Source organism: Lactiplantibacillus mudanjiangensis (assembly GCF_005405385.1).
Taxonomy (GTDB): domain Bacteria; phylum Bacillota; class Bacilli; order Lactobacillales; family Lactobacillaceae; genus Lactiplantibacillus; species Lactiplantibacillus mudanjiangensis.
The window spans coordinates 194,000-216,453 of record NZ_BJDY01000003.1 but is presented as its reverse complement, the minus strand read 5'-3'; the positions used below and the strand labels follow the sequence as shown (position 1 = coordinate 216,453).

The 22,454-nt window shown below is 40.9% G+C and carries 22 protein-coding genes; 15 read left to right on the top strand and 7 right to left on the bottom strand.

What is annotated here, in order from left to right:
* Window positions 1–41: 41 nt before the first annotated feature.
* Entirely contained in the window at window positions 42–1,007 is a 966-nt protein-coding gene (locus tag FFM84_RS05840; protein ID WP_130844547.1) for a sugar-binding transcriptional regulator, read from the bottom strand.
* A 182-nt stretch (window positions 1,008–1,189) separates the two neighbouring features.
* Between FFM84_RS05840 and FFM84_RS05835 the strand changes: the two genes are divergently transcribed.
* The 7 genes from FFM84_RS05835 to FFM84_RS05810 are packed head-to-tail and all read left to right on the top strand — an operon-like array spanning window position 1,190 to window position 5,750.
* On the top strand, window positions 1,190–1,987 hold the full coding sequence (locus FFM84_RS05835; protein WP_130844548.1) for an SDR family oxidoreductase: 798 nt from the start codon (window positions 1,190–1,192) through the stop codon (window positions 1,985–1,987).
* Window positions 1,988–2,007: 20 nt separating this feature from the next.
* Complete coding sequence (locus FFM84_RS05830; RefSeq protein WP_130844549.1) at window positions 2,008–2,424, top strand: PTS sugar transporter subunit IIA; 417 nt, start codon at window positions 2,008–2,010, stop codon at window positions 2,422–2,424.
* Window positions 2,424–2,915: a PTS sugar transporter subunit IIB gene (locus FFM84_RS05825; protein ID WP_130844550.1), complete on the top strand. Its 492-nt coding sequence runs from the start codon at window positions 2,424–2,426 to the stop codon at window positions 2,913–2,915. The genes FFM84_RS05830 and FFM84_RS05825 overlap by 1 nt, the downstream gene beginning before the upstream one ends.
* A 14-nt stretch (window positions 2,916–2,929) precedes the next feature.
* Window positions 2,930–3,742, top strand: a complete 813-nt coding sequence (locus FFM84_RS05820; protein ID WP_130844551.1) for a PTS mannose/fructose/sorbose transporter subunit IIC — start codon at window positions 2,930–2,932, stop codon at window positions 3,740–3,742.
* Window positions 3,743–3,755: 13 nt separating this feature from the next.
* Window positions 3,756–4,592: a PTS system mannose/fructose/sorbose family transporter subunit IID gene (locus FFM84_RS05815; RefSeq protein ID WP_130844552.1), complete on the top strand. Its 837-nt coding sequence runs from the start codon at window positions 3,756–3,758 to the stop codon at window positions 4,590–4,592.
* 23 nt (window positions 4,593–4,615) lie between these two features.
* Window positions 4,616–4,774, top strand: coding sequence for a hypothetical protein (locus tag FFM84_RS16100; protein WP_165444453.1), 159 nt, complete (start codon window positions 4,616–4,618; stop codon window positions 4,772–4,774).
* A 10-nt stretch (window positions 4,775–4,784) separates the two neighbouring features.
* The gene (locus FFM84_RS05810; protein ID WP_130844553.1) at window positions 4,785–5,750 is read left to right on the top strand and encodes a ketose-bisphosphate aldolase; all 966 of its coding nucleotides are present in this window, start codon (window positions 4,785–4,787) and stop codon (window positions 5,748–5,750) included.
* Between the two features lie 59 nt (window positions 5,751–5,809).
* Here the strand turns inward: FFM84_RS05810 and FFM84_RS05805 are convergent, their stop codons facing one another.
* The 6 genes from FFM84_RS05805 to FFM84_RS05780 form a co-directional block, all read right to left on the bottom strand.
* Window positions 5,810–7,564 (bottom strand): putative frv operon regulatory protein, encoded by a 1,755-nt coding sequence (locus tag FFM84_RS05805; protein WP_130844554.1) that lies wholly within the window; start codon window positions 7,562–7,564, stop codon window positions 5,810–5,812.
* 3 nt (window positions 7,565–7,567) lie between these two features.
* Window positions 7,568–8,734 carry a MalY/PatB family protein gene (locus tag FFM84_RS05800; RefSeq protein ID WP_165449992.1) on the bottom strand — a complete coding sequence of 389 codons (1,167 nt, stop codon included), beginning with the start codon at window positions 8,732–8,734 and terminating at the stop codon, window positions 7,568–7,570.
* Between the two features lie 93 nt (window positions 8,735–8,827).
* Window positions 8,828–10,285, bottom strand: a complete 1,458-nt coding sequence (locus tag FFM84_RS05795; RefSeq protein WP_130844556.1) for a PTS fructose-like transporter subunit IIBC — start codon at window positions 10,283–10,285, stop codon at window positions 8,828–8,830.
* A gap of 17 nt (window positions 10,286–10,302) precedes the next feature.
* Window positions 10,303–10,746, bottom strand: coding sequence for a PTS fructose transporter subunit IIA (locus FFM84_RS05790; RefSeq protein ID WP_130844557.1), 444 nt, complete (start codon window positions 10,744–10,746; stop codon window positions 10,303–10,305).
* 181 nt (window positions 10,747–10,927) lie between these two features.
* The gene (locus FFM84_RS05785) at window positions 10,928–12,325 is read right to left on the bottom strand and encodes an FAD-binding oxidoreductase (RefSeq protein WP_130844558.1); all 1,398 of its coding nucleotides are present in this window, start codon (window positions 12,323–12,325) and stop codon (window positions 10,928–10,930) included.
* A gap of 2 nt (window positions 12,326–12,327) precedes the next feature.
* Window positions 12,328–13,227, bottom strand: a complete 900-nt coding sequence (locus tag FFM84_RS05780; RefSeq protein WP_165444451.1) for a LysR family transcriptional regulator — start codon at window positions 13,225–13,227, stop codon at window positions 12,328–12,330.
* 351 nt (window positions 13,228–13,578) lie between these two features.
* On the opposite strand from FFM84_RS05780, the gene FFM84_RS05775 reads away from it, so the two are divergent.
* The 8 genes from FFM84_RS05775 to FFM84_RS05740 all read left to right on the top strand — a co-directional run bounded on the left by FFM84_RS05775 (window position 13,579) and on the right by FFM84_RS05740 (window position 22,397).
* A complete protein-coding gene (locus tag FFM84_RS05775; protein WP_165444450.1) occupies window positions 13,579–14,811 on the top strand; it encodes an OFA family MFS transporter in 1,233 nt (410 codons plus the stop codon).
* Complete coding sequence (locus FFM84_RS05770) at window positions 14,811–16,040, top strand: acyl-CoA dehydrogenase family protein (protein ID WP_130844561.1); 1,230 nt, start codon at window positions 14,811–14,813, stop codon at window positions 16,038–16,040. The genes FFM84_RS05775 and FFM84_RS05770 overlap by 1 nt, the downstream gene beginning before the upstream one ends.
* Window positions 16,041–16,115: 75 nt before the next feature.
* Entirely contained in the window at window positions 16,116–17,354 is a 1,239-nt protein-coding gene (locus FFM84_RS05765; RefSeq protein WP_130844562.1) for a CaiB/BaiF CoA transferase family protein, read from the top strand.
* 16 nt (window positions 17,355–17,370) lie between these two features.
* Entirely contained in the window at window positions 17,371–18,516 is a 1,146-nt protein-coding gene (locus tag FFM84_RS05760) for an acyl-CoA dehydrogenase family protein (protein WP_130844563.1), read from the top strand.
* Window positions 18,517–18,528: 12 nt separating this feature from the next.
* Window positions 18,529–19,329, top strand: coding sequence for an electron transfer flavoprotein subunit beta/FixA family protein (locus FFM84_RS05755; protein ID WP_165450285.1), 801 nt, complete (start codon window positions 18,529–18,531; stop codon window positions 19,327–19,329).
* A 15-nt stretch (window positions 19,330–19,344) separates the two neighbouring features.
* A complete protein-coding gene (locus FFM84_RS16435) occupies window positions 19,345–20,313 on the top strand; it encodes an electron transfer flavoprotein subunit alpha/FixB family protein (protein ID WP_130844565.1) in 969 nt (322 codons plus the stop codon).
* A 15-nt stretch (window positions 20,314–20,328) separates the two neighbouring features.
* Window positions 20,329–21,930 (top strand): class I adenylate-forming enzyme family protein, encoded by a 1,602-nt coding sequence (locus tag FFM84_RS05745; RefSeq protein WP_165450286.1) that lies wholly within the window; start codon window positions 20,329–20,331, stop codon window positions 21,928–21,930.
* 26 nt (window positions 21,931–21,956) lie between these two features.
* A complete protein-coding gene (locus FFM84_RS05740; RefSeq protein ID WP_130844567.1) occupies window positions 21,957–22,397 on the top strand; it encodes an acyl-CoA thioesterase in 441 nt (146 codons plus the stop codon).
* Window positions 22,398–22,454 lie beyond the last annotated feature (57 nt).

The window sequence follows — 22,454 nt, the reverse complement described above, 5'->3', positions numbered from 1 at the left end:
TCACAAATGTGAAAATGGCGCGTGCATATTGACTGCTTTGCTTAATTGATTAGTTTTTTGACTGCCACGGCAGTTTTGTCGGAGGTTATCAGAACATTCAATGTCCCAGAACGTAAGGCACCTAGAGTTGCCTCGGCTTTATTTTCACCAGTTGCAACACCGATACGCAACGGAATGTTTTTGAGCGCGGACAATTCCATACCAACCAGACTACCATTGGCCTCTTTGATTAGCCGACCATCGATTGTAAATGGTTGGGAAAGAATATCACCAACGGCTGAACCTTGTAAAACGTCTTCAAATCCGGTTCCTTTGTAAAACCCACGCCAAGTTAAGTTGTTGGTGATTCTAGAACTACCAATACCGAAGATTGCAATATCTAGTTTTTTCCAGAAGTTAGTAACAGCTTTATTGTTGGGATTATCTAATAATTCTTTTCTTAAAGCAGGACTGCTAATCATTACGGGTGAATCTAGTGTGTAAGAAGTGGAAGCTTTAACACGATTAGCAAGTGTGTGTACTAAATTATTCGCTTGATAATCAACATCAAGCTTGCCAATTGGACCACCGATTAGAGGCACTGTTGTGATATTTGAAATATTGTTTAGTTCATTAACCGAATTAATAACAGTAGCCAAAGTGCGTCCCCAAGAGAGACCAACGATATTATTTGAATTTAGTTGCTGCTGCAAGTAGTTGCCAGCATACATACCGATAGAACTTAAGTCATCACTATAACTACTGCCAGGTGTTGTGGGGACAATGATTGCTTTTTTTAAATGGAAAATTGATTGGAATTCTGCAGAAAGCTTTTCACTGGCACCAAAAGAAGAATCAATGTTTATTTTAACAATTCCGAGTTCACGAGCTTCTTTGAGTAATCGACTGATCTCGGTTCGATGGATATGAACTTGTTTTGAAATATCTGTTTGATTTAAACCGTCTTCGTAATAAAGCTTGGATATTTCTATTAGTTGATTGACGCGTTCAATATCAAATTTAGACATAGTTAGTCACCTCTAATATCTTAATAAATTGATTGTAATCCTTTTTTAGAAAAAATACCAGATGCTATCACAAATGTGCAAAACCGTTTATCGATATTGAAAAAGCTTTTTATGGTGATAATATAGCAAGTGAAATAAATAACATTCATCAATAACACAAATGTGAAACGGAGGAATTCGAAATGGATTGGTTGAATTTAACAAATAAAACGTATGTAGTTACAGGTGGTTCTTCGGGGATAGGTGCAGCCATTGTTAACGAATTAATCAATAATGGTGCCCAAGTTGTAAATGCTGACTTAAAAGAAGGTGAGTTGAAAGCTGATAAATTGACTTTCATTCAGACTGATGTGACGTCACATGAACAAATTAAGGCATTGATTCAAACTGTTACAACTGAATTTGGCCAAATAGATGGTTTAGTAAATAATGCTGGCATTAATTTACCAAGATTGTTAGTGGATGCCCAACATCCAGAGGGGCAATATGAATTAGGTGAAACTGAATTTAATAAAATGTTTGCAGTCAATGTTAAAAGCATGTATCTCATGTCGCAAGCTGTTGGACATGAGCTAGTTAAAAATCATGCTGGTGTCATTGTTAATATGTCATCAGAAGCGGGTTTGGAAGGTTCGCAAGGTCAAAGTGCCTATTCTGCAACTAAAGGTGCAATCAATGGTTTTACCCGTTCTTGGGCTAAAGAATTAGGATCTAGTAATGTACGAGTAGTAGGCGTGGCTCCAGGAATTATGGAAGCAACCGGTTTACGAACACCTAGCTATGAGGAAGCCTTAGCTTACACTCGCAATATTAGTGTGGATACACTACGTGCAGGTTATAAGAGTACTAGTACAACGCCAATGGGTCGTTCCGGTAAGTTGAGCGAAGTGGCAGATCTTGTTAGTTATCTTTTATCTGATCGTGCAAGTTATATTACGGGCGTCACTATTAATGTTGCAGGTGGTAAGTCTAGAGGCTAAATGTTAGTGAGGTAAGAAATATGAAAGTTGTACTTATTGGACATGGTCATACTGCCGAAGCGATGAAAGGCGCAGTTGAAATGATTTTTGGTGAAGTGGCTGATTTCTACCCAGTAGCTTTTCTTCCTAAAGAAGGATTACAAGAGCTTATCACTAAAATGAAAACGGTTACTGACGATTTTGAAGCGAAAGACACTTTAGTGATTGCTGATTTATTTGCGGGTACACCTTACAATGCTGCAGCGACTTTAGCGTTACAACATGAAGTTCAGGATGTGATTGCAGGCATGTCATTACCGATTTGTTTAGAAATAGCTAGTCAAATGAATCAATTATCGGTTACTGAATTAGTTACTTATATCATGAAAAATAGTCGCGATTATACCAAAGCACTTAGCATTATAAATCAAGAACAAGCAGCAGAGGAGGACTTCTAATGATTATTACGTTAGCTAGAATCGATGATCGTCTGATTCACGGTCAAGTAACGACAGTTTGGTCGAAGGAATCACATGCAGACCGAATCATTATTGTAAGTAAAGATGTTTTTCAAGATACAATTCGCAAAACCTTGTTAAAGCAAGCCTGTCCTCCCGGTATGAAGGTAAATATTGTTGATGTACCTAAAGCAATTGCTGTGTTCAATAATCCAAAGTACAAAGATGACAAGGTTTTCTATTTATTTACCAATCCGAGCGAGGTATTAGCTTTAGTTCAGGGCGGTGTACCGCTTGAAACTTTGAATATTGGTGGGATGCAATATTCAGAAGGACGAACCCAAATAACAAAGTCGGTTTCTTTAACTCAAGTGGATGTTGATGCTTTTCGACATCTAGGTCAATTGGGTGTGAAGTTGGATCTTCAAGTTGTTAAGACTGATCCGCATACTGATATTTTAAAGAAGATTGATGAAACCTTTGATAAGTAAGGGGGAAAGCTATTATGAAGATTACAATTTTTCAATTAATCCTGATTTTTATTTGGTCATCAATTACAGGTGCTGGTAGTGTACTCGATGAATTTCAAACTCATCGGCCATTGATTGCTTGTAGTGTGACTGGATTAATTTTAGGTGACCCGGTTAAAGGGATTATTTTAGGGGGAACCTTGGAATTAATCGCATTGGGTTGGATGAATATTGGTGCGGCCCAGTCTCCTGATTCGGCTTTAGCAAGTACGATCTCTACTATTTTAGTTATTGTAGGTAGTCAAAGTATTCAAAAAGGAATTGCGATTGCATTACCAGTTGCCGCTGCGGGACAAGTTTTAACGGTTTTTGCTCGAACAATTACAGTGGCCTTTCAACACGCTGCTAATCGACAGGCCGCAAAAGCAAATTTTAAAGCAATAGAGTGGCTACATTTTTCAGCACTATTTGTACAAGCACTTCGGGTCTCAATTCCAACAACACTTGTGGCGATTTTTGTCAGTCCAACAATGGTACAGTCAATGTTGAACGCTTTGCCTGACGTGGTCACTGGTGGTTTGACGGTTGCTGGTGGCTTCATTGTAGTCGTTGGATATGCGATGGTTATGAATATGATGAGTGTTAAATATTTAATGCCATTCTTCTATTTAGGTTTTATTCTGGGTGGCTATTTAAAACTTAGTCTACTAGCTTTTGGTGGTGTTGGATTAATTTTGGCTTTGGTATATGTTCAATTGAATCCTAAGTTTAGTAAACAAATGAGTGCGACACCGGTAAGTAATACGGCAGTTGAAAATGATCTGGCCGAAGACGAATTAGAAGACTAGTGGGGTGATGAGTATGAGTTCAGCGGAAGAAATTGTCAGTACTTTGACCAAACGTGATATTTTCCAAACTTTTGTATTTGAAAACTTTCAACAAGCCTCATTCAATTATGAAACGATTCATGGCTTAGCATTTTGTGTAGATATGATTCCAACGATTCGACGAGTTTATAAGACTAAAGAAGACCAAGCAGAGGCGTTAAAGCGGCATTTAACCTTTTTTAACGTAACACCGGGTGTTTGTGGGCCAATTGTTGGCGTCACGATGGCCCTTGAAGAAGGTAAGGCACAAGGTGAAAATATCGATGCTGGGACTATTCAAAGTTTTAAAGTCGGCTTAATGGGACCACTGGCCGGAGTTGGTGATCCGGTAATGTGGGGGACACTACGACCAATTTTAGCAGCATTAGGCGCTTCGCTGGCCGTTAAGGGTTCTTGGATGGGACCTTTCTTATTCTTCTTTGCCTTTAATGCAATTCGGTTGGCATTAAAGTGGTATGGGTTGAAGCTTGGTTTAAATCGTGGTTTGGCGCTAGTTAAAGATGTGTCTGGCAACCTGTTGCCTAAGTTGACGGAAGGTGCGACAGTCCTAGGACTCTTTGTAATGGGTGTGTTGGTTACAAAGTGGACAACAATCAATATTCCACTAGTCGTTTCAAAAACGCAGAATGGTGGCAAAGAGGTTGTAACAACTATTCAAACGATTCTTGATGAACTTTGCCCAGGGTTGCCGGCCTTAGGTTTAACATTACTAATGATGTATTTATTACGTAAGAAGGTTAATCCGATTATTTTGATTTTTGCTTTGTTTGGTGTTGGTATTCTTGGATACGGCTTGGGTTGGCTTAAATAATAATTCTTGAGGAGGGCATGAAAATGAATGAGCGTACGTTTGCCATTATGATTGGCATCCTACTAATTTTTGCAGGATATCTTAATAAGAAGAAACGTGGTAAAACCGATTCATTAAGCGTTGGTATGGGAATCTTTATTATTCTCTTGGCTGTTCATGCCTTCCCATTTCTGTCATATTGAGGTGTTAATTATGGTTCTAGTATCTTCAAAGTATTTAGTCGATAAAGCTTACCAACATCATTTCGCCATTGGGGCGTTTAACGTTGGTAATAGTGAATTTGTTAAAAATATTATTAGTGTAGCTGAAGAACTGCGTGCACCGGTGATCTTACAAATTCACCCTTATGAATATGATTTAATGGGTAGTGGCATTGTGTCATATGCGCGTGAAATGGCACTAACTGCCAATGTCCCGGTGGCCATTCATCTGGATCATGGTCGGGATCTGAATGATGTCATGCGCGCTGTTCGTGATCAAATGAATTCGGTGATGATTGATACGTCGGGTTTATCCTTTGAAGATAATCTGGCCATTACGAAGCAAACGGTTGGCTTGTGTCATCGGATTGGGGTAGCGGTTGAAGCGGAATTAGGGAGTATTGGCAATCGAAATGCCAGTGCTGCCGAGAATATGGGGCGAGTTTACACTGCTCCAGGAAGTGCCAAGCAATTTGTTGACGCTACCGGTGTTGATGACTTAGCCGTCGCCATTGGAACGGTTCATGGGCCATATCCAAGTGGTGATAATGACATTAAAATTGATCGTTTAGATGCCTTAAACGATGCGCTGCACATGCCGTTAGTTTTACACGGTGGTTCTAACAATCCTGATGATAAGATCCGCGAAGCGGTGGCCCATGGCATTGCCAAAGTGAATATTTCAACCGATATTAAGATGCCATTTTATCATACGATTAAAGACACGGTTATCAACCGGCCTAAGGACTATGAACCATGGATGATGACACCGGATGCGGATGAAGCCCAAAAGGCTGTTGTTCGTGAGAAGATGCGGTTGTTCAGTAGCGATGATAAAGCTGATTTATACTTTGAAGATTCTGTTCATCTAAACCCACTTTATCCATATAGCTGTGATATTGTCGACCATATTATTTATGATCAACAACCAGATGAAACCTTGGTTACACAAAAATAAATGAAAAATAATCCCCGCAATTAAGTCGGCCGTCAGGCTTAATTGCGGGGATTATTAGCTTAGTTTTCGGTCAATTCAGTTAGCAAACTCTGATGTGTATTGAGCTGCTTTAATTGAACCGGTTTGAGATTTTTTAGCTTGGTGTAGATATAACCAAACACCTGTCCACTATCGGGTCGGTTTTGATTAGCTAAAACGATCAACATCAAGTAGATTTGGCGATCATCAATTTTGAGTTCATCATCAAATGCAATGGCGAAAACCTCATAGGCATCGACAAGTCGTGCTGATGCGTGTGGAATCGAAACATGATTCAAAATCAATTGATTTCCAGCGGCTTCACGAGCAATTAGTGCAGTCACTGCCTCATGAGTGAGCAAACCTTGTGATTCGAAGCTATCCAAACCAGCTTGTAGGACTTGATTAGCATGGTGATAGTGACCATCCAAATGAATAAAGTGACTAGCCGGAAAGAAGTTAACAAGGTTTTCTTGGATATAGCTTTCGCTACTTAGATTTTTTAAGCGATCTAATTCGTCCTGATTGATAACGCCATTGAAGGTGCTGTCAAAGTGCACTGGCAAGTGTAAATCGTTTGGATGTAGACCATTGCCAATGATTAAATCATAGTCGGTATAGTCTAGTCGAGTCGTTAATTGTTCCTTTGAAAAAACCATCTCGATCGTCATATTTGGGACTTGTTCGGTGATAATCATCTTGTTAATGTTGGCGACTGATTGTCGTGTTGCATACATTAAAGTTCGAACATTGCGGGCCGCTGGTGTTTCAACGGCGTGTAAGACATATAAGGCAATGTAGTCAGCGTCGATTTGGATCGCATCAAAATCTTGTTGTAACTTTTGTGCTAAATCAAATGCAAAATCGAATGCAAATGGGTTTTGAATCTTTAAGTAACGAATTTGTTCCGAAAGTGAAGCCGGGACAAAGGTTGGAAACATAGAACTGCGGCAGAGATGATTAAAAATTTCTTCGGTAAAATCATGATTGAGACTATCTAACGTATAGTGGATTTTGGTGGCTTCAATGGTCGCATGCACTTGGCGCATCGTTAGGTCATTTAGCAACGTGATTTTTGCATCAAAGAATAAAGCTAGGGTTGTGACTACTGATGCATCAAGGCCAGTCGACATCAATTGCGTGGCTAATGCATTGGTTGTTGTCGCAATGGATTGTGGCGCAACGAGCAGACAAGCTAAAATTTGTGCATTAAATTGAGCTTCGGTGAGATAGTCAAACAATCGTTCAGGCAGTGCGTCTCGAACCAATTTTGCAGGTAGCAGTGGATCAAGTTGCCAATCTAGTTGCTTAAGCTGACTAGTAATCAGGGGACGATTGTCCAAAATCAAGGCCGCTAAAACGTCAACTTTGGAAATATGCTGAACCTTAACAGTAGTCCCAATACGTGGTCGTAGGCTAATTTTTAAAACTCGTTGAAATTGACGATTAATCTTTTCAACACAGTTCAAAATGTTTTGTCGTGATAAAAAGGTTTTTTCCATGAGTTCCGCCAACGTAATATTGGGATGAATGAGTAAGTAAAATAAGACTAAGTTGCTCTCGTTATTAAATTTAGTCAGTAATTGATTGAAATTAGCGGTATTCAAAATGAGCAAGTGATACTTTTTAATGCTTTCAATCGAACCAATCTTTTCATCTGCTAACAAGGCATTAATACGTGCAATATCACGAATAATGGTGCGACGCGAAGTTGCGAGTAAGGTGGCTAATTCTTCCCCCGATAGATCATGTTCTTGTAGTAACAAAATGATTCTTAATTCTCGTGAATTTAGCATAAGTTACGAACGGATCCCGTGCTCCATTCTTTTCAGTCCTTCCTGTAATTTCGAAAGTGGACAGGCAATATTCATGCGTAAATAGTGACGATCACCATAAGTTTTACCTGGCATAATACCGACACGACCAGTGTTGATTAATCTGTCTTGAAGTTGATCAGATGTTAGACCCAGCTTGGAAATATCCATCCAAGCGAGATAGGTCGCTTGTGGTTGTTTGAACCCAACTTCTGGCAAGTTATCTTGTAAAAAATGTCCTAAATAGTCGAAATTGTTTTGTAGGTAATCTGTTAATTGTACCAAATAGTCATTCCCGGTGTCATACGCGGCGATTTGGCTCTCAATTCCGAAAATACTGGCGGACGATAGGGCGTTTTTTTGTTTTAGTTCAAGTAGAAAAGCGTCTCGTAACGTTTCTTCCGGGACAAATAAGTAGGAGCCAATTAGTCCGGGAGTATTAAACGTTTTAGTTGCCGAGCAACAAAGGACGACATCGGTTTGGGTATAGGTCGTCACGGGCGTGTAGCTGTTGGGCGCATAGACGATATCTTTATGAATGTCATCTGAAATGATAAACACATGATAATGCTGACAGAGGGTCACCAATTGTTTGAGTTCGGCTTTTGAAAAGACTTTCCCAGTCGGATTATGTGGGTTAGTGAGTAGCAAAATTTTGGTGTTCTTTTGCGCTAGGATTGTCTCTAAAGAATCCCAGTCAATTTGATAACCCTGTTGTGCACTGCCAAGTCGAACTGGCATTAGTTGGCGGTCATTGGCCTGAATGACATTGTAAAACGCATCATACATCGGGGTGAAGACGGCAACCCCATCGCCCGGCTCAGACTTCAAGCGAATAAATGTGGCGATTGAAAAGACAACACTAGGACTGTATAAGATCCAGTCCCCATTAACGGTGTAATTATTCTGTTGTTGGAACCAATTGATGATGCTATTTTTATAGTCAGCATGATTCCAGCGCGTATAGCCATAGATTGGGTGCTGGATACGTTTTTCTAAAGCCGCCTGTACGCCTGCTGGTACTGGGAAGTCAGTATCTGAAATTGAAAATGGGATAATGTCGTCACGACCAAAACGATCCTGAATGTAGTCCCACTGCGTGCTGTAAGTACCTTTGCGATTAATTACTCGATCAAAATCATAGTTCATCATCTATACCTCGCAATCGTTAATTTAAGTGATCATGCAACAAAAGGCAGTCGCGAATGCTTAACTGCCTTTGGTCGTACTGCAATAATTTAATTATTAGTGGTTTTCAACTTGTGCTAATTTAGCTTGTTCTTTTTTTTCACGACGCTTTAACCAAGCACTCTTGAAGGTGATGATAAAGAAGACGTTTAAGAAAAGGCCAATGGCGACACAGAGATAGAACCAGTACCATGGTTTTTCAAGACCGATTAGCGGATCGAAAATCCCAATCCCGGGTGCCATCCGTTCCACATTTAACATAATCGTGATAGCACCAGTAATCCCACCAGCTAAAGTGTTAGCGGCGATCATTGGTAATGGTGCGGCTAAGGCGTAGGGAATCGCTGGTTCAGTAGCAACGGTCATCCCAACAATGAAGGCACTCCAACTAGCAGCGCGTTCTTGTTTAGAGAAGAGTGATGGCTTGATCCAAGTGGCGATGGCAGCAGCCATTGGTGGTAACAAGGTTACAACGCCAACAATTCCATACCAGTTGTAAACACCAGAACTGAGTAGTGAAAAACTAAAGAACCAAGCAGTTTTGTTGATTGGACCGCCCATATCGAAAGCCAACATACAGCCGACTAGGAAGCCACCAACGAGTTTCATTGATGTTGGAATGTTCTTCAAGAAGACGAGCAAAATACTCATGATCCAACCCATGAATGGGCCTAACAAGTAATAGGTCAAAAGGCCAAAAACGAGTAACGTGACAAATGGAATAATCATGAATCCTAAGATAGATTGGAAATTTTTGCCCAATTTAACTTTCTTGAAGTACTTAACGAAGTATCCAATGGAAAGCCCAACAACAATCGCACCTAAGAAGCCGGCCCCAGATTGGGTACCCAATAAGTCCGTATCATTAGCCAAGTAAGTGACTAAGAAAGCTGGTGCAAAGGCTGGTTTGTCACCAATTGCAAAGGCGATGTAAGCCCCCATGATTGGAATCATGAATTGGAAACCTAAGTTCCCGATGCTGGTAATGACCCAAGCTAGTGAAGGCGTCACACCTTTGGCTAAGGCCGTATTAGGCATCCCAAATTGTACCATCATGCTCCCGATGGCAATTAATAACCCACCGCCAATCACAAATGGTAGGGCGGCTGAGACACCAGCCATGAGGTAACTCATGACCCCATCAGTGACGGCATCTTGTTCGCTACCGAGTTTAACCTTTGAAGCGGTGAAGACTTTAGCTTTATCATCAATATCGTCGAACAAGGTATCGACTTCTTTGAGCGCTTCAGAAACGGGTAGTTCGACCACCTTTTTGCCATTGAAGCGTTGCTTGTCTTCATCGGTCATCCCTTTACCAAGGGCTAAAATGACGTAATTAGCGGCAGCAATTTGATCTGGTGTTAATTTATTCTCAATCCCGCTGGCCCCTTGTGTTTCAACGTGGACTTCATAGCCTAATGATTTTGCTTTTTCTTCAATCGCTTCGGCAACCATATAGGTGTGGGCAATCCCAGCGGGGCAATTCGTTACGGCAACAATTTTAGTTTCTGCCATTTTGAATCTCTCCTTTGCTAACTAATGGCTTCGTTGATCGCGTTTAATACGGCTTGTTGATCACCGGTTTTTAGAATTTCAACAAAGTCTTTGTGAACTAGCTTGCGGCTCAAACTAGCTAATAACTTCAAATGAACGTCACCAGCATCTGCGGGTACGAGTAAGCTAATGAATGTGTTGACGGGCTTGCCATCCAATGAGTCCCATTCGATAGCTGCTTGACTACGGCCAAAGAGAATCGTGGCTGTTTTAACATTATTAGATTTAGCATGTGGAATAGCTACGCCGTTACCAAAACCGGTCGTGGATTCTTTTTCACGTTCGTGATAATCGTTAACGAGTTCTGCTTCGTCAGTAACGAGGTCGAGTGATTTTGCTAAATGGGCGAGATCTTTGAGAATTTCATCTTGAGTGGTTCCAGTTAAAGTCATATTCATATGACTGATTTCAAACATTGCCATGGGTAATGCCTCCCTTGTTTAATTTACAAGTTCAGTATATATGGCAACGCTTACATCGTTAATATCAACTTTGTCACTTGATCGGTGACATTTTGGTGATAATTGGTTAAAATTATTGCTCAATAAACAAATAACGCTCAGTACAATCGAATTAAAGATTGTACTGAGCGTTATTTTAATGTTAAAAGATTTTATCGGGATTTAATAGGCTATCAGGATCTAATGCGGCTTTAATTGCCTGCATAATTGCTAGTTCAGCCGGTGAACTGGCGGCCTGTAAATAAGGACGCTTAGCATAACCAATGCCATGTTCACCAGAAATTTTGCCATTTAGCGCGATGGCCTTATCATATAACGCCTTGAAAATTGTGGTTAGTTTGAATTTCCATGTGTCATCGTCGTAATCATCTTGGCAAATATAGAGATGAAGATTACCATCACCAACATGGCCAAAACTAGGAATACGAACATGTTCTTCGGCAGCAAGTTGATGAGTAAAGGCGACAAACTCAGTGGTGGCACTACGAGGCACTACAGCATCGGCTTCATCCATGGTTGTAGTCGATGCCTTGATTGCTTCTAAGAAAGCATCACGTGCCGACCAAATTTGTTTTTTTAAAACATCAGTATCTAAAACATAGACATCAATTGCACCTTGATCTAGGCAGAGTTCAGCAATTTTTTCGTAATCGGTGGTGACCACGTCAGATTGTTGACCATCGACTGTCAGCAGTAGATAAACCGCTGCACCAGCTTGTGGAAATGATTGATTGGCAAATGCTTCCCAACATTTAATGGTGTCGGCTTCAAAGAATTCAACTGCCGTTGGTTGTGTGCCAGACCGTAAGATTTTAGGAACTGCAGACAAAGCAGTTTCGAAATTGTCGAAGGGAATCAGTAAGCTAGCACTAGCTTTAGGTAACGATCGAATCTGTAAAGTTGCTTCAGTAATGATCCCTAGAACCCCTTCAGAACCAATAAACAAATCTTTTAAATCTAAACCTGAACTATTTTTAACCACTTTGCTACCAAGTTCTAGAATCTTACCTTGCGCAGTGACAACGGTCAATGCACGAACAGAGTCGCGAGTGGTGCCATACTTGACGGCACGCATGCCACCAGCATTTGTGGCAATGTTACCACCAATAGTTGCGGCTTTTTCACCAGGATCGGGAGCATATAAGTAACCTTGATTAGTTGCGTAAGCGGCGACATCTTTTAATAGTGCCCCAGCTTGGGTAGTTAACGTTAAATTTTCTGTGTCTAACTCAATAATCTGATTCATGGAAGTTAGATCGATCAACAAACCGCCTTCAATGGGAACACAACCCCCAACTAGACCAGTGCCAGCACCGCGGGCTGTGACTGGTACTTGGTATTGGGTGGCGAGTCGCATCACTAAGGCAACTTGTTCGGTAGACTGGGGTTTGACGACTAAGTCTGGTAAATGTTGAAAAGTATTCAGTTCATCGTGACCGAGTTCAGTGTTAATCTGTTTGCCAATCAGTACCAATGATGGGTCTAAATGGCTGACCAATTGTTGATATATGGGTTGATAGGTAGTTGTTATTGTTGTCATTTCTAATCCTTCTTTCCAGTTGCTTCGGCTTTAGTCTCTTTAAGATAATCAATAAAATGTTGGACTACCGGTGAAAGTTGCCGCGTATGGTTATAGACGATATAAACAACGCGTGTATCACTTGGAACATCCAGAGGGATCTTCTTCAAGTTAAATGAATCTAAAAGAATCGTGTTAGCTACAATACCAACGGAATTATTTTCAATAATTTGACCGGCAATAGTTAGTTCACTATCCAATGATTCTGCAATATTAAGGTTGGGGCAGCGAGCATTGAGGGCGTTACGGATAACTTGCCCAATTGGTGTCTGTTCGTTATAGGTCATTAAGTCATACGGACGTAATGAATTTGGATCAATTCGTTCTTCATTAGCTAGAGGATGGTCTGGTCGAACGACGACGGTGATTGGTTCTGAGAAGAACGGGATAAAAGATAAATCTTTATATGTTGCATCTCGAGAACAAATGCCGACGTCATAATTTCCATTAGTTAAGCCTTCTAAAATTGGAATAGAAAACTCATCGTGCAAAATAAAGTAAGGCGAGCTCGTATTATCGGTTTGAAAGTGTTTAATAAATTTGGGCAAGCGTGTACCGATAGAGGTTGGAATACAAGCGACATTGATAATGCCAGCATCGCTTTTAATCTTTTGCTGAAGTTCACGTTTGCCATCTTCTAATATGTTAAGGGTTGAGCATGTAGTGTTATAAAACATGCGTCCGTATTCGGTTAACTGGACATTACGACCCGATTTTTTAAATAAAACGCATCCTAATTCTTTCTCTAAAGATTTCATTGCATTACTTAAACTAGGCTGACTAATGTAAAGCTTTGCCGCCGCTTTAGTGTAATGTTGGTATTCTGCTAAGGTTCGAAAATAATAGAGTTGATTTAAGTTCAACAAAAACCCCTCCTAATAATGTCATAATTTGGTTGACAATTATCATCTATATCATAGATGAAACCGCTACCAAGTAAAAATAGGCTTTATCTATAAATATATAGTTTCACGCTATGTCAAGCAAAAGCCCTTCATAAATAACGTTCAAATAAGGTCATATTGATATTAAAATCACAAAAAATGTAGATGATTGAATAGGTCAACATTTGTTTTAAATGCCTAGATTTCAACACTATTCACGAAAGTTATGAATTTCACTATTTTAAGAATTTTTATTTTATGAGTTGGCAACCTACACTAGAACTTGTAAGAAAGCGATACCAAATCACCCCGAAAGGAAGGAGGTTCGTGATGGAAACAACCAATGCAAAAGTAGTTCGACGCTCGCATGTGTTTACCGCCGCGTTCCTAATTATCTTTTGTTGTGCAGCATCTTCAGCGTTTTCGGTATTTTCAGTTCCGTTACAAAAAGCCACCGGTGGCACTGAGTCACAAGTGGCGTTGACGTTAACCTTATATGAATTTTTCATGGCGTGCTTCGGAGTTGCCTCCGGACATATTATGGATAAATTTGGTGCTAAGAAGTTAATGTATTTTGGTGGATTAATCTTCGGGCTGGGCTGGTTGTTGACCGCTTTCGTGCATAATTTATTTTTCCTATATCTCACTGTTGGGCTAATGGCTGGTGCTGGGAATGGGGTTATGTATAACCCTGCCTTACTAACAGCTTTGAAATGGTTCCCTGAAAAACGGGGGACAATTTCTGGATTCTTATTAGCCGCCGCCTCATTAGGACCATTGGTTTTGGCTAAAGCTGGCGCAATTCTATGTGATCAATATGGGATGAATGGGTTTATTCCAATCGGCCTGGCATACCTCATCATTTGTTGGGCAGTTGGTTGGATGATGGATACCCCAACGGAGCAGGATCAAAGTGCTGTGACGGTAACAGCCGTACAAGACAATGATTATACGCCGCAAGCAATGCTTAAAACGTGGCAATTCTGGCTATTATTGTTACTATTCTCAATTGCTTGTACGGCTGGGATCATGTTGATCGGATCGTTATCAATGATTGCGCAAGTGCAACTAAGCATGACGCCGATTGTTGCAGCAAACATGGTTGTCGTTAACACTTTAGCTAATTTTGGCGGTCGAATTCTTACGGGAACGATTACCGATAAGCTAGGGCAAAGTAAGACGCTAGCTGGTATTTTAGCGTTAACGATTATTGGTTTAGCTGGTTTGAGATTTTCAACTGGCTTGGTTAGCTTTACGATCTTCTTGATTCTCCTAGGAGCTTCGTTCGGTGGCGTGCTCGTGGTCTACCCGACTTTGACGGGAAATACCTTTGGAACGACGCATTCAGGTATAAATTATGGGTTAATGTTTTTCGGTTATGCGATTGGTTCACTAGTTGGTCCCCAAATTGCGGCCTTGTTTATTAATAAGAGCGCGGGGACAGCGGCATATTATCCCGCTTATATGGTGGCCATTGGTGTAGCAGTAGTCGGTCTATTAATTGATTTGTTCTTAATGTCGAAAGGCGTAGGAGCATCACAAACTAAGGAGCGTGCAAAATAATGGAAGCAACAACAGAAAAATTACCTTACGAACCAACTAAAAAGTTAGTGCATACTAAGCCAGGTACCAAGATGACGAATGAAGAATTCGCATTGTACTTACAGCAAATCAAGCATTTGGCAGAAAATGAATTTGATTATTTACAAGGCGAAGTTGAAGTAACAAATCGTTTTCCAAAGAAATTCTTTGAATTAGCCATTGATAATGACCTGTATCGGTTCGCTTTACCATTGAAGTATGGTGGCTTCGGCCTTAGTTGTAGTCAAATCTTTCAAGTTCAAGAGATGTTTTCTCGTGGCCCTGGTGGTATGCGGATGCATTTACACTATGCTGCTGATTTAAACTGGCGGATTTTGGATGAATTTGGCCAACCAGAATTAAAAGCTGATGTGATGCCAAAATTACAAGATAAAAGTATCTTTACTTGTTTCGCGTTAACTGAAGAAACTGGTGGGACTGGTGCTGATTTGCATACGACCGCTGTTAAAGATGGTGATGATTACATCTTAAACGGTGAAAAGACGTTGATTTCACATACCGACTGTTCGGATGCTGCATATGTAATCGCTGTCACCGATCCAGATGCTGAAGGTGATAAGCGTTTGAGCGCCTTCTATGTACCTGTTGACACTCCAGGATACGAAATTGTACCAATGCCTCACATGATGGGTTGCCGTGGTGCTGGTCATGCCGGTTTGAAGTTCACCAACATGCGGGTTAACAAGAAGTATTTGCTTGGTGAAGAAGGCGACGGTTTACACGTTGCGATTGCGTCATTATCAATCTCACGGGCTCATATCGCATCAAGTAACTTAGGAATGAGTCAACGGATGCTTGAAATGGCAATCGCTCGAGCTAAAGACCGGGTAACTTTTGGTAAACCATTAGCAAAACGTCAAGCTATTCAACAGGAAATTGCTGACATGGGGACTGAGATCTTTGCTTTGCGCACAATGCTTCATAACTTAGCTGATCAATATGATCGTGGTGAAGATATTGAAGAAAAAGCAGCTATGTGCAAGTTGTTCAGTATTAATACGGTTAAATTAGTTTCTGACTACTGCCTCGAAATCTTTGGTGGCATTGGTTACTTTGAAGATAACCCTTATGGTCCGGTTGAACGGATGTATCGTGACTGCCGTGCGATGTGGCTTGAAGAAGGCCCTCGTTCAGTTCAACGCTTAACCGCTGCTCGTAAGTTAATTGCTAACGACGGTATTATCGAATAATAAACACACATAACATGCCGATAGTATAGGTGAATAACACATGCTATCGGCATGTTTACTTAGGAGGAAGTTTTCATGAGTAAGACTTTAGATGGTGTACGTATTGTTGACATGACAACGTTCCTGGCAGCTCCTACGGTTACACGAGTATTAGGTGAATGGGGAGCAGATGTCATTAAGGTTGAACCCCCTAAAGGGGATGCTGAACGGACCCAAGGCGCCGTTTTCAACATGCACTATTCAGATGATGAAAATTTAGGGTTTGATATTTCAAACTTAAACAAGCGTTTTGTGACATTGAACTTGCGAAAAGATGATGGTCGACAAGCTTTTTACGACTTGTTAAAAGATGCCAATGTCTTTGTTACTAACGTGCGGACAAAGTCCTTGGAACACTTAGGTATTGATTATGAAACATTGAAGCAAAAGTTCCCCAAATTAATTTTCGCTCAAGTTCTAGGGTACGGTGAACATGGTCCGCAAAAGGACGCTGCAGGGTTTGATGCAACTGCTTATATGGCTCGTGGTGGAGTCTTAGGAACCACGTTAGAAGCTGGTCAAAGTCCAATGAATCCAGCTAATGGTTATGGTGATTTTCAGGTTTCTATGTGTTTAGCTGCTGGTATTTGTGGTGCGTTGTTGAAGCAAGCACGTGAAGGCAAGGGCGATAAATTAACGGTCAGTTTGCATCATGCCGCGATCTTCATGCAAAATGTGGCGATGGTTTCGGCACAATATGGCAATGAATATCCCAAGAGTCGGTTAAATGTTGCTAATCCATTTAACGATTGTTTCAAGACAAGCGATGATCGTTGGTTTGTCATGTGTGTGCCAGTCTTCAATCGAGATTATGACAAGGTCATGACGTTAATTGGTCGCGAAGATTTAGTTGATGACCCACGCTATAACAACATTGATCATATTAATGCTGAGCAGCTGAATCAAGAATTTATCAATATCTTGGATACCCAATTTAAGCAACAGCCATTACAACATTGGGTCGATATTTTCAAAGAAAATGATTTGCCATTAGAGGCTTGTTATGTGCCAACAGAAATCTACAAGGACGCGGAAGCGTTAGATAACGATGAAATACGGCAAATTAAGTTTCCATCTGGAAATGAACGGATGATTCCAACCAATCCGGTTCGGTTTGAATCTATGGGGAACCCAGAGTTGAAAGTATCACGGCCACAAGGTGCAGATACTAGGAACGTTCTGAGTGAACTCGGATATTCAGATGAAAAAATTAACCAGTTATTAGCAGACGGTGCGGCCGCTACCACGAGACATATTGGCGACCCCGTTAAATAGAAGGGTGTGAGTCATAATGGCACTGCAATATACAGATGAACAAAAAGACTTTTTAAAAATGGTTACAGAATTTGCTGATGAAACTTTGACACCATCAGTCGTCAAAGCCTGCGATGAAGCAGGAAGCTGTCCAGAAGAGTTGTTTAAGCCAGCATTTGATATGGGATTACACATGTTGGAAATCCCCGAAAAGTTTGGCGGTGCGGGTTTATCTTATGAAACAACCGCGATGATCTTTGAAAAGCTGGCCAGTTATGATCCTGGTTATGCGATTACGTTGGTCTCAACTTTTGTGGCTTTACGGTCGGTGATGATTGCCGGAACCGATGAACAAGTTCAGCATTTTGCCGATATTATTGCCCCTGGCAAGTTTGCGGCTTTTGCGTTAAGCGAACCTGATGCCGGGACTGATGCTGGTTCCGTCAAAGCGACAGCAACGCGTGAAGGTGATTATTATATCTTAAATGGTGATAAGACGTTTATCACTAACGGGAGCTTGGCGGACGTTTTTGTCGGTATTTTCCGGACCACTGATGATGGTAATAAGGGCTTAAGTGCGTTTATTGTTGAAAAATCGCGTGGCGGTATTACGGCCGGCAAGCATGAAGATAAGATGGGGTTACGTTTGTCGAATACAACGGATGTTGCTTTTGATCATGTAAAAGTACCAGCCGCTAACCGAATTGGTGATGAGGGTCATGGCTTAAAAGTGGCCCTAAATAGCTTGAACTTATCACGTGCTTTTGTGGCAACTTTGGCTGTTGGTATTATGCAACGGGCTTTGGATGAATCCGTGAAGTACGCTAGGTTACGGCAACAATTCAATCGACCAATTATTAAGTTTGAAGCAGTGCAAGAAATGTTAGCTGACATGGCGACTCAAACTGAAGCTGCCCGCTTAATGGTCAACAATACCATGAAGATGATGGATGCCGGAAGCCTAGTCCGTAAAGAAGGAGCGATGACCAAGCTGTTTGTTACTGATGCTGTTCAAAAGGCGACTTCTGATGCGGTTCAAATCTTTGGTGGTTATGGGGTTTCAAAAGATTATCCAGTTGAAAAATTAATGCGAGATTGTAAAGTTTTCCAAATCTTTGAGGGTACAAACCAAATTCAACGCGTAACCATCGCAAATGAATTGAATCATGAATATCGCGATTAGGAGATGACTGTTATGGATATTCTAGTCTTAATTAAAGGGGTGATTGTCCCCACACAAAAACCAGCTTTTGATGAAAAAGGGCAATTGACTGCTGAAACAAGTACAGCAATTTTGAATCCTTATGATAAGAACGCCATTGAAGCAGCTTTACAGTTAGTTGATGATCATAATGGCGATGTTACGGTAGCCTCATATGGAGTAGCAACTACAACTGAACCAGCTTTACGAGCAGGACTAGCTTTAGGTGCCACAAAAGCGGTCGCGATTGATAGCCCATTAGTTGCGACTGATAAGGATAATGATAGTGCGATTGGTGTGGTATTAGCGGAAGCTGCCAGAAAGTTAGGTCAATTTGATTTGATTTTAACAGGGAGTCAAGCTCTAGATATGCCACAAGGGTATGTTGGTGCTTTGGTTGCAAATAGTTTAAATCTACCATATTTCGATAATGTCAACGCGTTGGCTACTGTTGATGATGAATTGGTATATACGACGTTATGGGAAAAGGGGACGATTACGGGTAAAGTCCAAGAACCAGCCGTGATTTCTGTGACTGACTCGATTAATAAACCACGGTTACCGAGTTTTAAAACTAAGATGATGGCCAAACGTGCGGAGCTAGAACAGCTAACGATTGATAGTATTACGGTTATTGATCAATCTGCTTGGGATGATCTTAATAAGCAAGCCCCAACAAGTCGTTTGGCACCGTTACCAGTTCAAAAAAAGAAATCGGTTGTATATCAATTAGCTGATGATGAAGCGGCAGTGACCAAGTTAATTACAACGCTAAAGGCACAGAGTATTTTATAGAAGGTGGTGTTTACCATGAAAAAATCAATTTATTTAGTATTATTAGCTGATCCTGAGTTTGAAGATAAAAATTTAAATTTGATTCACTTTGCTCAAATTAATTTTGAAAATGAAGACTTGAATGCAGTGGTGGTAGCGCCATCGGATCAAGGCATTGAAGAAAAGTACGGTGAAACTGGATTAAATGAAATAGATATTTTAGCTTATTCACAATTTTCAAAAATTAATCTAGCGCAAACTGCGAGTGTCTTGAGTGACTACTTTGTGAGTCAAGCACACTCATTAATTTTATTTGCCAATGATAAAGGAACTACAAGTATTGCAACACGTTTGGGTGCAGCCTTGAAAGAGAACGTGATTACGCAGGCCAATCAATTAACGATGACAACAACTGGACTTCAAGCGCAAAAGAAAGTCCAAGCTGGAACAATGTTACAACAAACTGTGTTAACAGCTGCTGCTAAAGCCGTGATTACTTGTGATGTGACAGGAATTAATGATCGGATTACGACTAATACAACTGCAACGATTACGGTGAAGACAGCAGGTGAATTAGTCGTTGCTGATGATGTGACGTATGCAGATTTACCAGTTAAAGCGAATGATTTAGAAAACGCTAAAATTGTGGTGGCTGGTGGTCGTGGTATGCAAGGACCAGCGGGCTTTGAACTCTTACAAAAGTTGGCCGATCAACTGCATGGCGCTTTAGGTGCATCACGGGTCGCCGTGAATAACGGTTGGGTCGATGAAAGTACAATGGTCGGTCAAACGGGTAAAGTCGTGGCACCAGATTTATATATTGCTGTTGGCATTTCGGGTGCGTTACAACATACGGTTGGCATGGATCAGTCAAAGTGCATCATTGCGATTAACACTGATCCAACCGCACCAATCTTTAAGTTAGCCGATTACGGGATTATTGGTGACGGCGAGACTGTTGTTAAGCGATTATTAAGTGAACTGTCAACACCGGTTCCAAGTTAAAAGGAGGTCGGCATGATGATTAGTTCAGATGAATTACTCGGAGCCAATGCCTTCCCACTGACAATTGCAGAAGTTTGGCGAGAGCGTTGTGAAAAAACGCCTGATCATATTTTTGTAGCCCAAGCTGACCAGCAATTAACTTATCATGAGTTTGACCAATTAAGTGATCAAGCGGTAGCCTTTTTGGATCAACAGCAATTGGTTGCTGGAGATGTCGTGGCGATCCAAATGGCGACTTGTCTGACCTCAGTTCAGTTGATGATTGCGTGCCTAAAACGGCAGCTTACAATCTTACCGTTGAATCCACATCTGGATCAAGAGGAAGCATTGGCATTAATTGGACGATTTCAACCAAATTTGATTGTGACTCAAGCAGATGGTCGTAACTCATTAAGTTTTGAAAATATTAGCCAGATCGGTTATATGGCCAATCACACTAAGCTAACATCTGTACCGCTGATTACATTGTCGTCAGCTCAACGGCAAACCAACCACTCGGCTGACCAGGTTCAACCAGTTGTTATTCTTTGTACATCTGGAACCACAAGCTTTGCTAAGGGTGTGATGTTGTCTAACCAAAATGTACTATACAGTGAGTTACAGTTTAATCGGATATATGGCATAACAGCAACGGATGTCTTGGTTTTGCCTTCGGGATTTTATCACGCGATTGGGTTTCATCATGGCTTAGTCTCAACGATTTTGGCAGGGAGTTCAATGGTGTTGATGCAGCATTATTCAGTGGCAGGGCTACATCGATTAATTGATCGTTACCACTGTACTTATCTAGTAACCGTGCCGACGGTTATTTACGATGTTTTAAATTGGTATCAGCGACCAAGTTCTTTAACTAGAGTTATCTCTGGCGGCGCTCGACTGGATGATGACTTAATGATGGCGGCTAAAGCCGTGCAGCTACCGATTTATAATATTTATGGGTTAACAGAGAGTGCGCCATTCTTATGTACCTCGCCTGCTTATTTTAAAATGAAACAAGCTGAAACAACGGCTGGTTATCCGATTGATGGTGTCCAGGTGAAATTGATCGATGAGCAACAGCGTGAGATCAAACAAACCGATCGCATTGGTCAAATTATTGTGCGTGGTCCGGTTGTTTTTCAAGGTTATTATCGTGATACGGTTGAAACACAAAAAGCGTTAAATGCTGACGGGTGGTTTCAGACGGGGGACTTGGGGCATTGGAATCATGATTCGGCATTAGAGATAGATGGTCGGAGTAAAGACATGATCATTCGGGGTGGCGAAAATGTTTCTACGTATATTGTCGAACGTGAATTGCGACGTCATCCAGGAATTAAGGAAGCTGCTGTTGTTGGGTTAAAGAATCGTCGGCTAGGAGAAATCATCGGTGCCTTTATTATCATGCAACCAGACTATGTACCATTATCTTTAGACCAGATAAAAAAGTTTTTTGCAGAAAACCACATGGCTAAGAAGTTTTGGCCAGAAAAAGTTGTAGTTGTCACTGATTTTCCTATGACTAGTTCGGGAAAAATTAAAAAACACTTGTTGATTAAAATGGTTGAACATGGCTGCTTAAATGATGTTAAACCGGTTCTTCAGCACGTCAGTGGCGATAATGGCTGGGGACGCTAAGTTTAAATTAAAAGAGGTCGATAAAGATGGCGGAGAATGCGTTTTATCAAGTTGAAGCTGGTGACTTTTTTGTGGGACCCGATATGCTAAATCATTTAAATATTTTGCATGGTGGGGTCTTAGTGAAACATTGTGATTCAACCGTTGGGCTAATTGCAAATCGCTACACGCAGTCGCGAGTTCTGACAGTGGCAATCAAGACATTTAATTTTATGCAACCAGCGCGGGTTGGTGATCACATTAGCTTTAGTGTGACGCTATTAAAAACGGGCCATCATACAATGACTTTTTATGTGGAAGCTTGGCGGCAAACGTTTGAGAGTAAATCGGAAGTTATTGGGACAGGAATCTTTGTTTTCGTGGCTGTTAACGCAGATTTAAAGCCAATTAGTGTTGCCCCATTTACCGTTCAGGATGTTGAACAGCGTGATTTCATTGAACAAATACGAATTAAATTTAATGTCTAAAAGAACTGAGCTTACTGAAGTTTCTAATTCAGTTGGCTCTTTTCTGCGTATAAGGAG

Excerpts from the sequence above, each read along its gene's own strand:
- FFM84_RS05785 (WP_130844558.1), bottom strand. The coding sequence starts at position 12,325 with ATGACAACAATAACAACTACCTATCAACCCATATATCAACAATTGGTC.
- FFM84_RS05795 (WP_130844556.1), bottom strand. The coding sequence starts at position 10,285 with ATGGCAGAAACTAAAATTGTTGCCGTAACGAATTGCCCCGCTGGGATT.
- FFM84_RS05770 (WP_130844561.1), top strand. The coding sequence starts at position 14,811 with ATGGAAGCAACAACAGAAAAATTACCTTACGAACCAACTAAAAAGTTA.
- FFM84_RS05740 (WP_130844567.1), top strand. The coding sequence starts at position 21,957 with ATGGCGGAGAATGCGTTTTATCAAGTTGAAGCTGGTGACTTTTTTGTG.
- FFM84_RS16100 (WP_165444453.1), top strand. The coding sequence starts at position 4,616 with ATGAATGAGCGTACGTTTGCCATTATGATTGGCATCCTACTAATTTTT.
- FFM84_RS05790 (WP_130844557.1), bottom strand. The coding sequence starts at position 10,746 with ATGGCAATGTTTGAAATCAGTCATATGAATATGACTTTAACTGGAACC.
- FFM84_RS05810 (WP_130844553.1), top strand. The coding sequence starts at position 4,785 with ATGGTTCTAGTATCTTCAAAGTATTTAGTCGATAAAGCTTACCAACAT.
- FFM84_RS05835 (WP_130844548.1), top strand. The coding sequence starts at position 1,190 with ATGGATTGGTTGAATTTAACAAATAAAACGTATGTAGTTACAGGTGGT.
- FFM84_RS05755 (WP_165450285.1), top strand. The coding sequence starts at position 18,529 with ATGGATATTCTAGTCTTAATTAAAGGGGTGATTGTCCCCACACAAAAA.
- FFM84_RS05805 (WP_130844554.1), bottom strand. The coding sequence starts at position 7,564 with ATGCTAAATTCACGAGAATTAAGAATCATTTTGTTACTACAAGAACAT.
- FFM84_RS16435 (WP_130844565.1), top strand. The coding sequence starts at position 19,345 with ATGAAAAAATCAATTTATTTAGTATTATTAGCTGATCCTGAGTTTGAA.
- FFM84_RS05840 (WP_130844547.1), bottom strand. The coding sequence starts at position 1,007 with ATGTCTAAATTTGATATTGAACGCGTCAATCAACTAATAGAAATATCC.
- FFM84_RS05745 (WP_165450286.1), top strand. The coding sequence starts at position 20,329 with ATGATTAGTTCAGATGAATTACTCGGAGCCAATGCCTTCCCACTGACA.
- FFM84_RS05820 (WP_130844551.1), top strand. The coding sequence starts at position 2,930 with ATGAAGATTACAATTTTTCAATTAATCCTGATTTTTATTTGGTCATCA.
- FFM84_RS05775 (WP_165444450.1), top strand. The coding sequence starts at position 13,579 with ATGGAAACAACCAATGCAAAAGTAGTTCGACGCTCGCATGTGTTTACC.
- FFM84_RS05760 (WP_130844563.1), top strand. The coding sequence starts at position 17,371 with ATGGCACTGCAATATACAGATGAACAAAAAGACTTTTTAAAAATGGTT.
- FFM84_RS05815 (WP_130844552.1), top strand. The coding sequence starts at position 3,756 with ATGAGTTCAGCGGAAGAAATTGTCAGTACTTTGACCAAACGTGATATT.
- FFM84_RS05825 (WP_130844550.1), top strand. The coding sequence starts at position 2,424 with ATGATTATTACGTTAGCTAGAATCGATGATCGTCTGATTCACGGTCAA.
- FFM84_RS05765 (WP_130844562.1), top strand. The coding sequence starts at position 16,116 with ATGAGTAAGACTTTAGATGGTGTACGTATTGTTGACATGACAACGTTC.
- FFM84_RS05830 (WP_130844549.1), top strand. The coding sequence starts at position 2,008 with ATGAAAGTTGTACTTATTGGACATGGTCATACTGCCGAAGCGATGAAA.
- FFM84_RS05800 (WP_165449992.1), bottom strand. The coding sequence starts at position 8,734 with ATGATGAACTATGATTTTGATCGAGTAATTAATCGCAAAGGTACTTAC.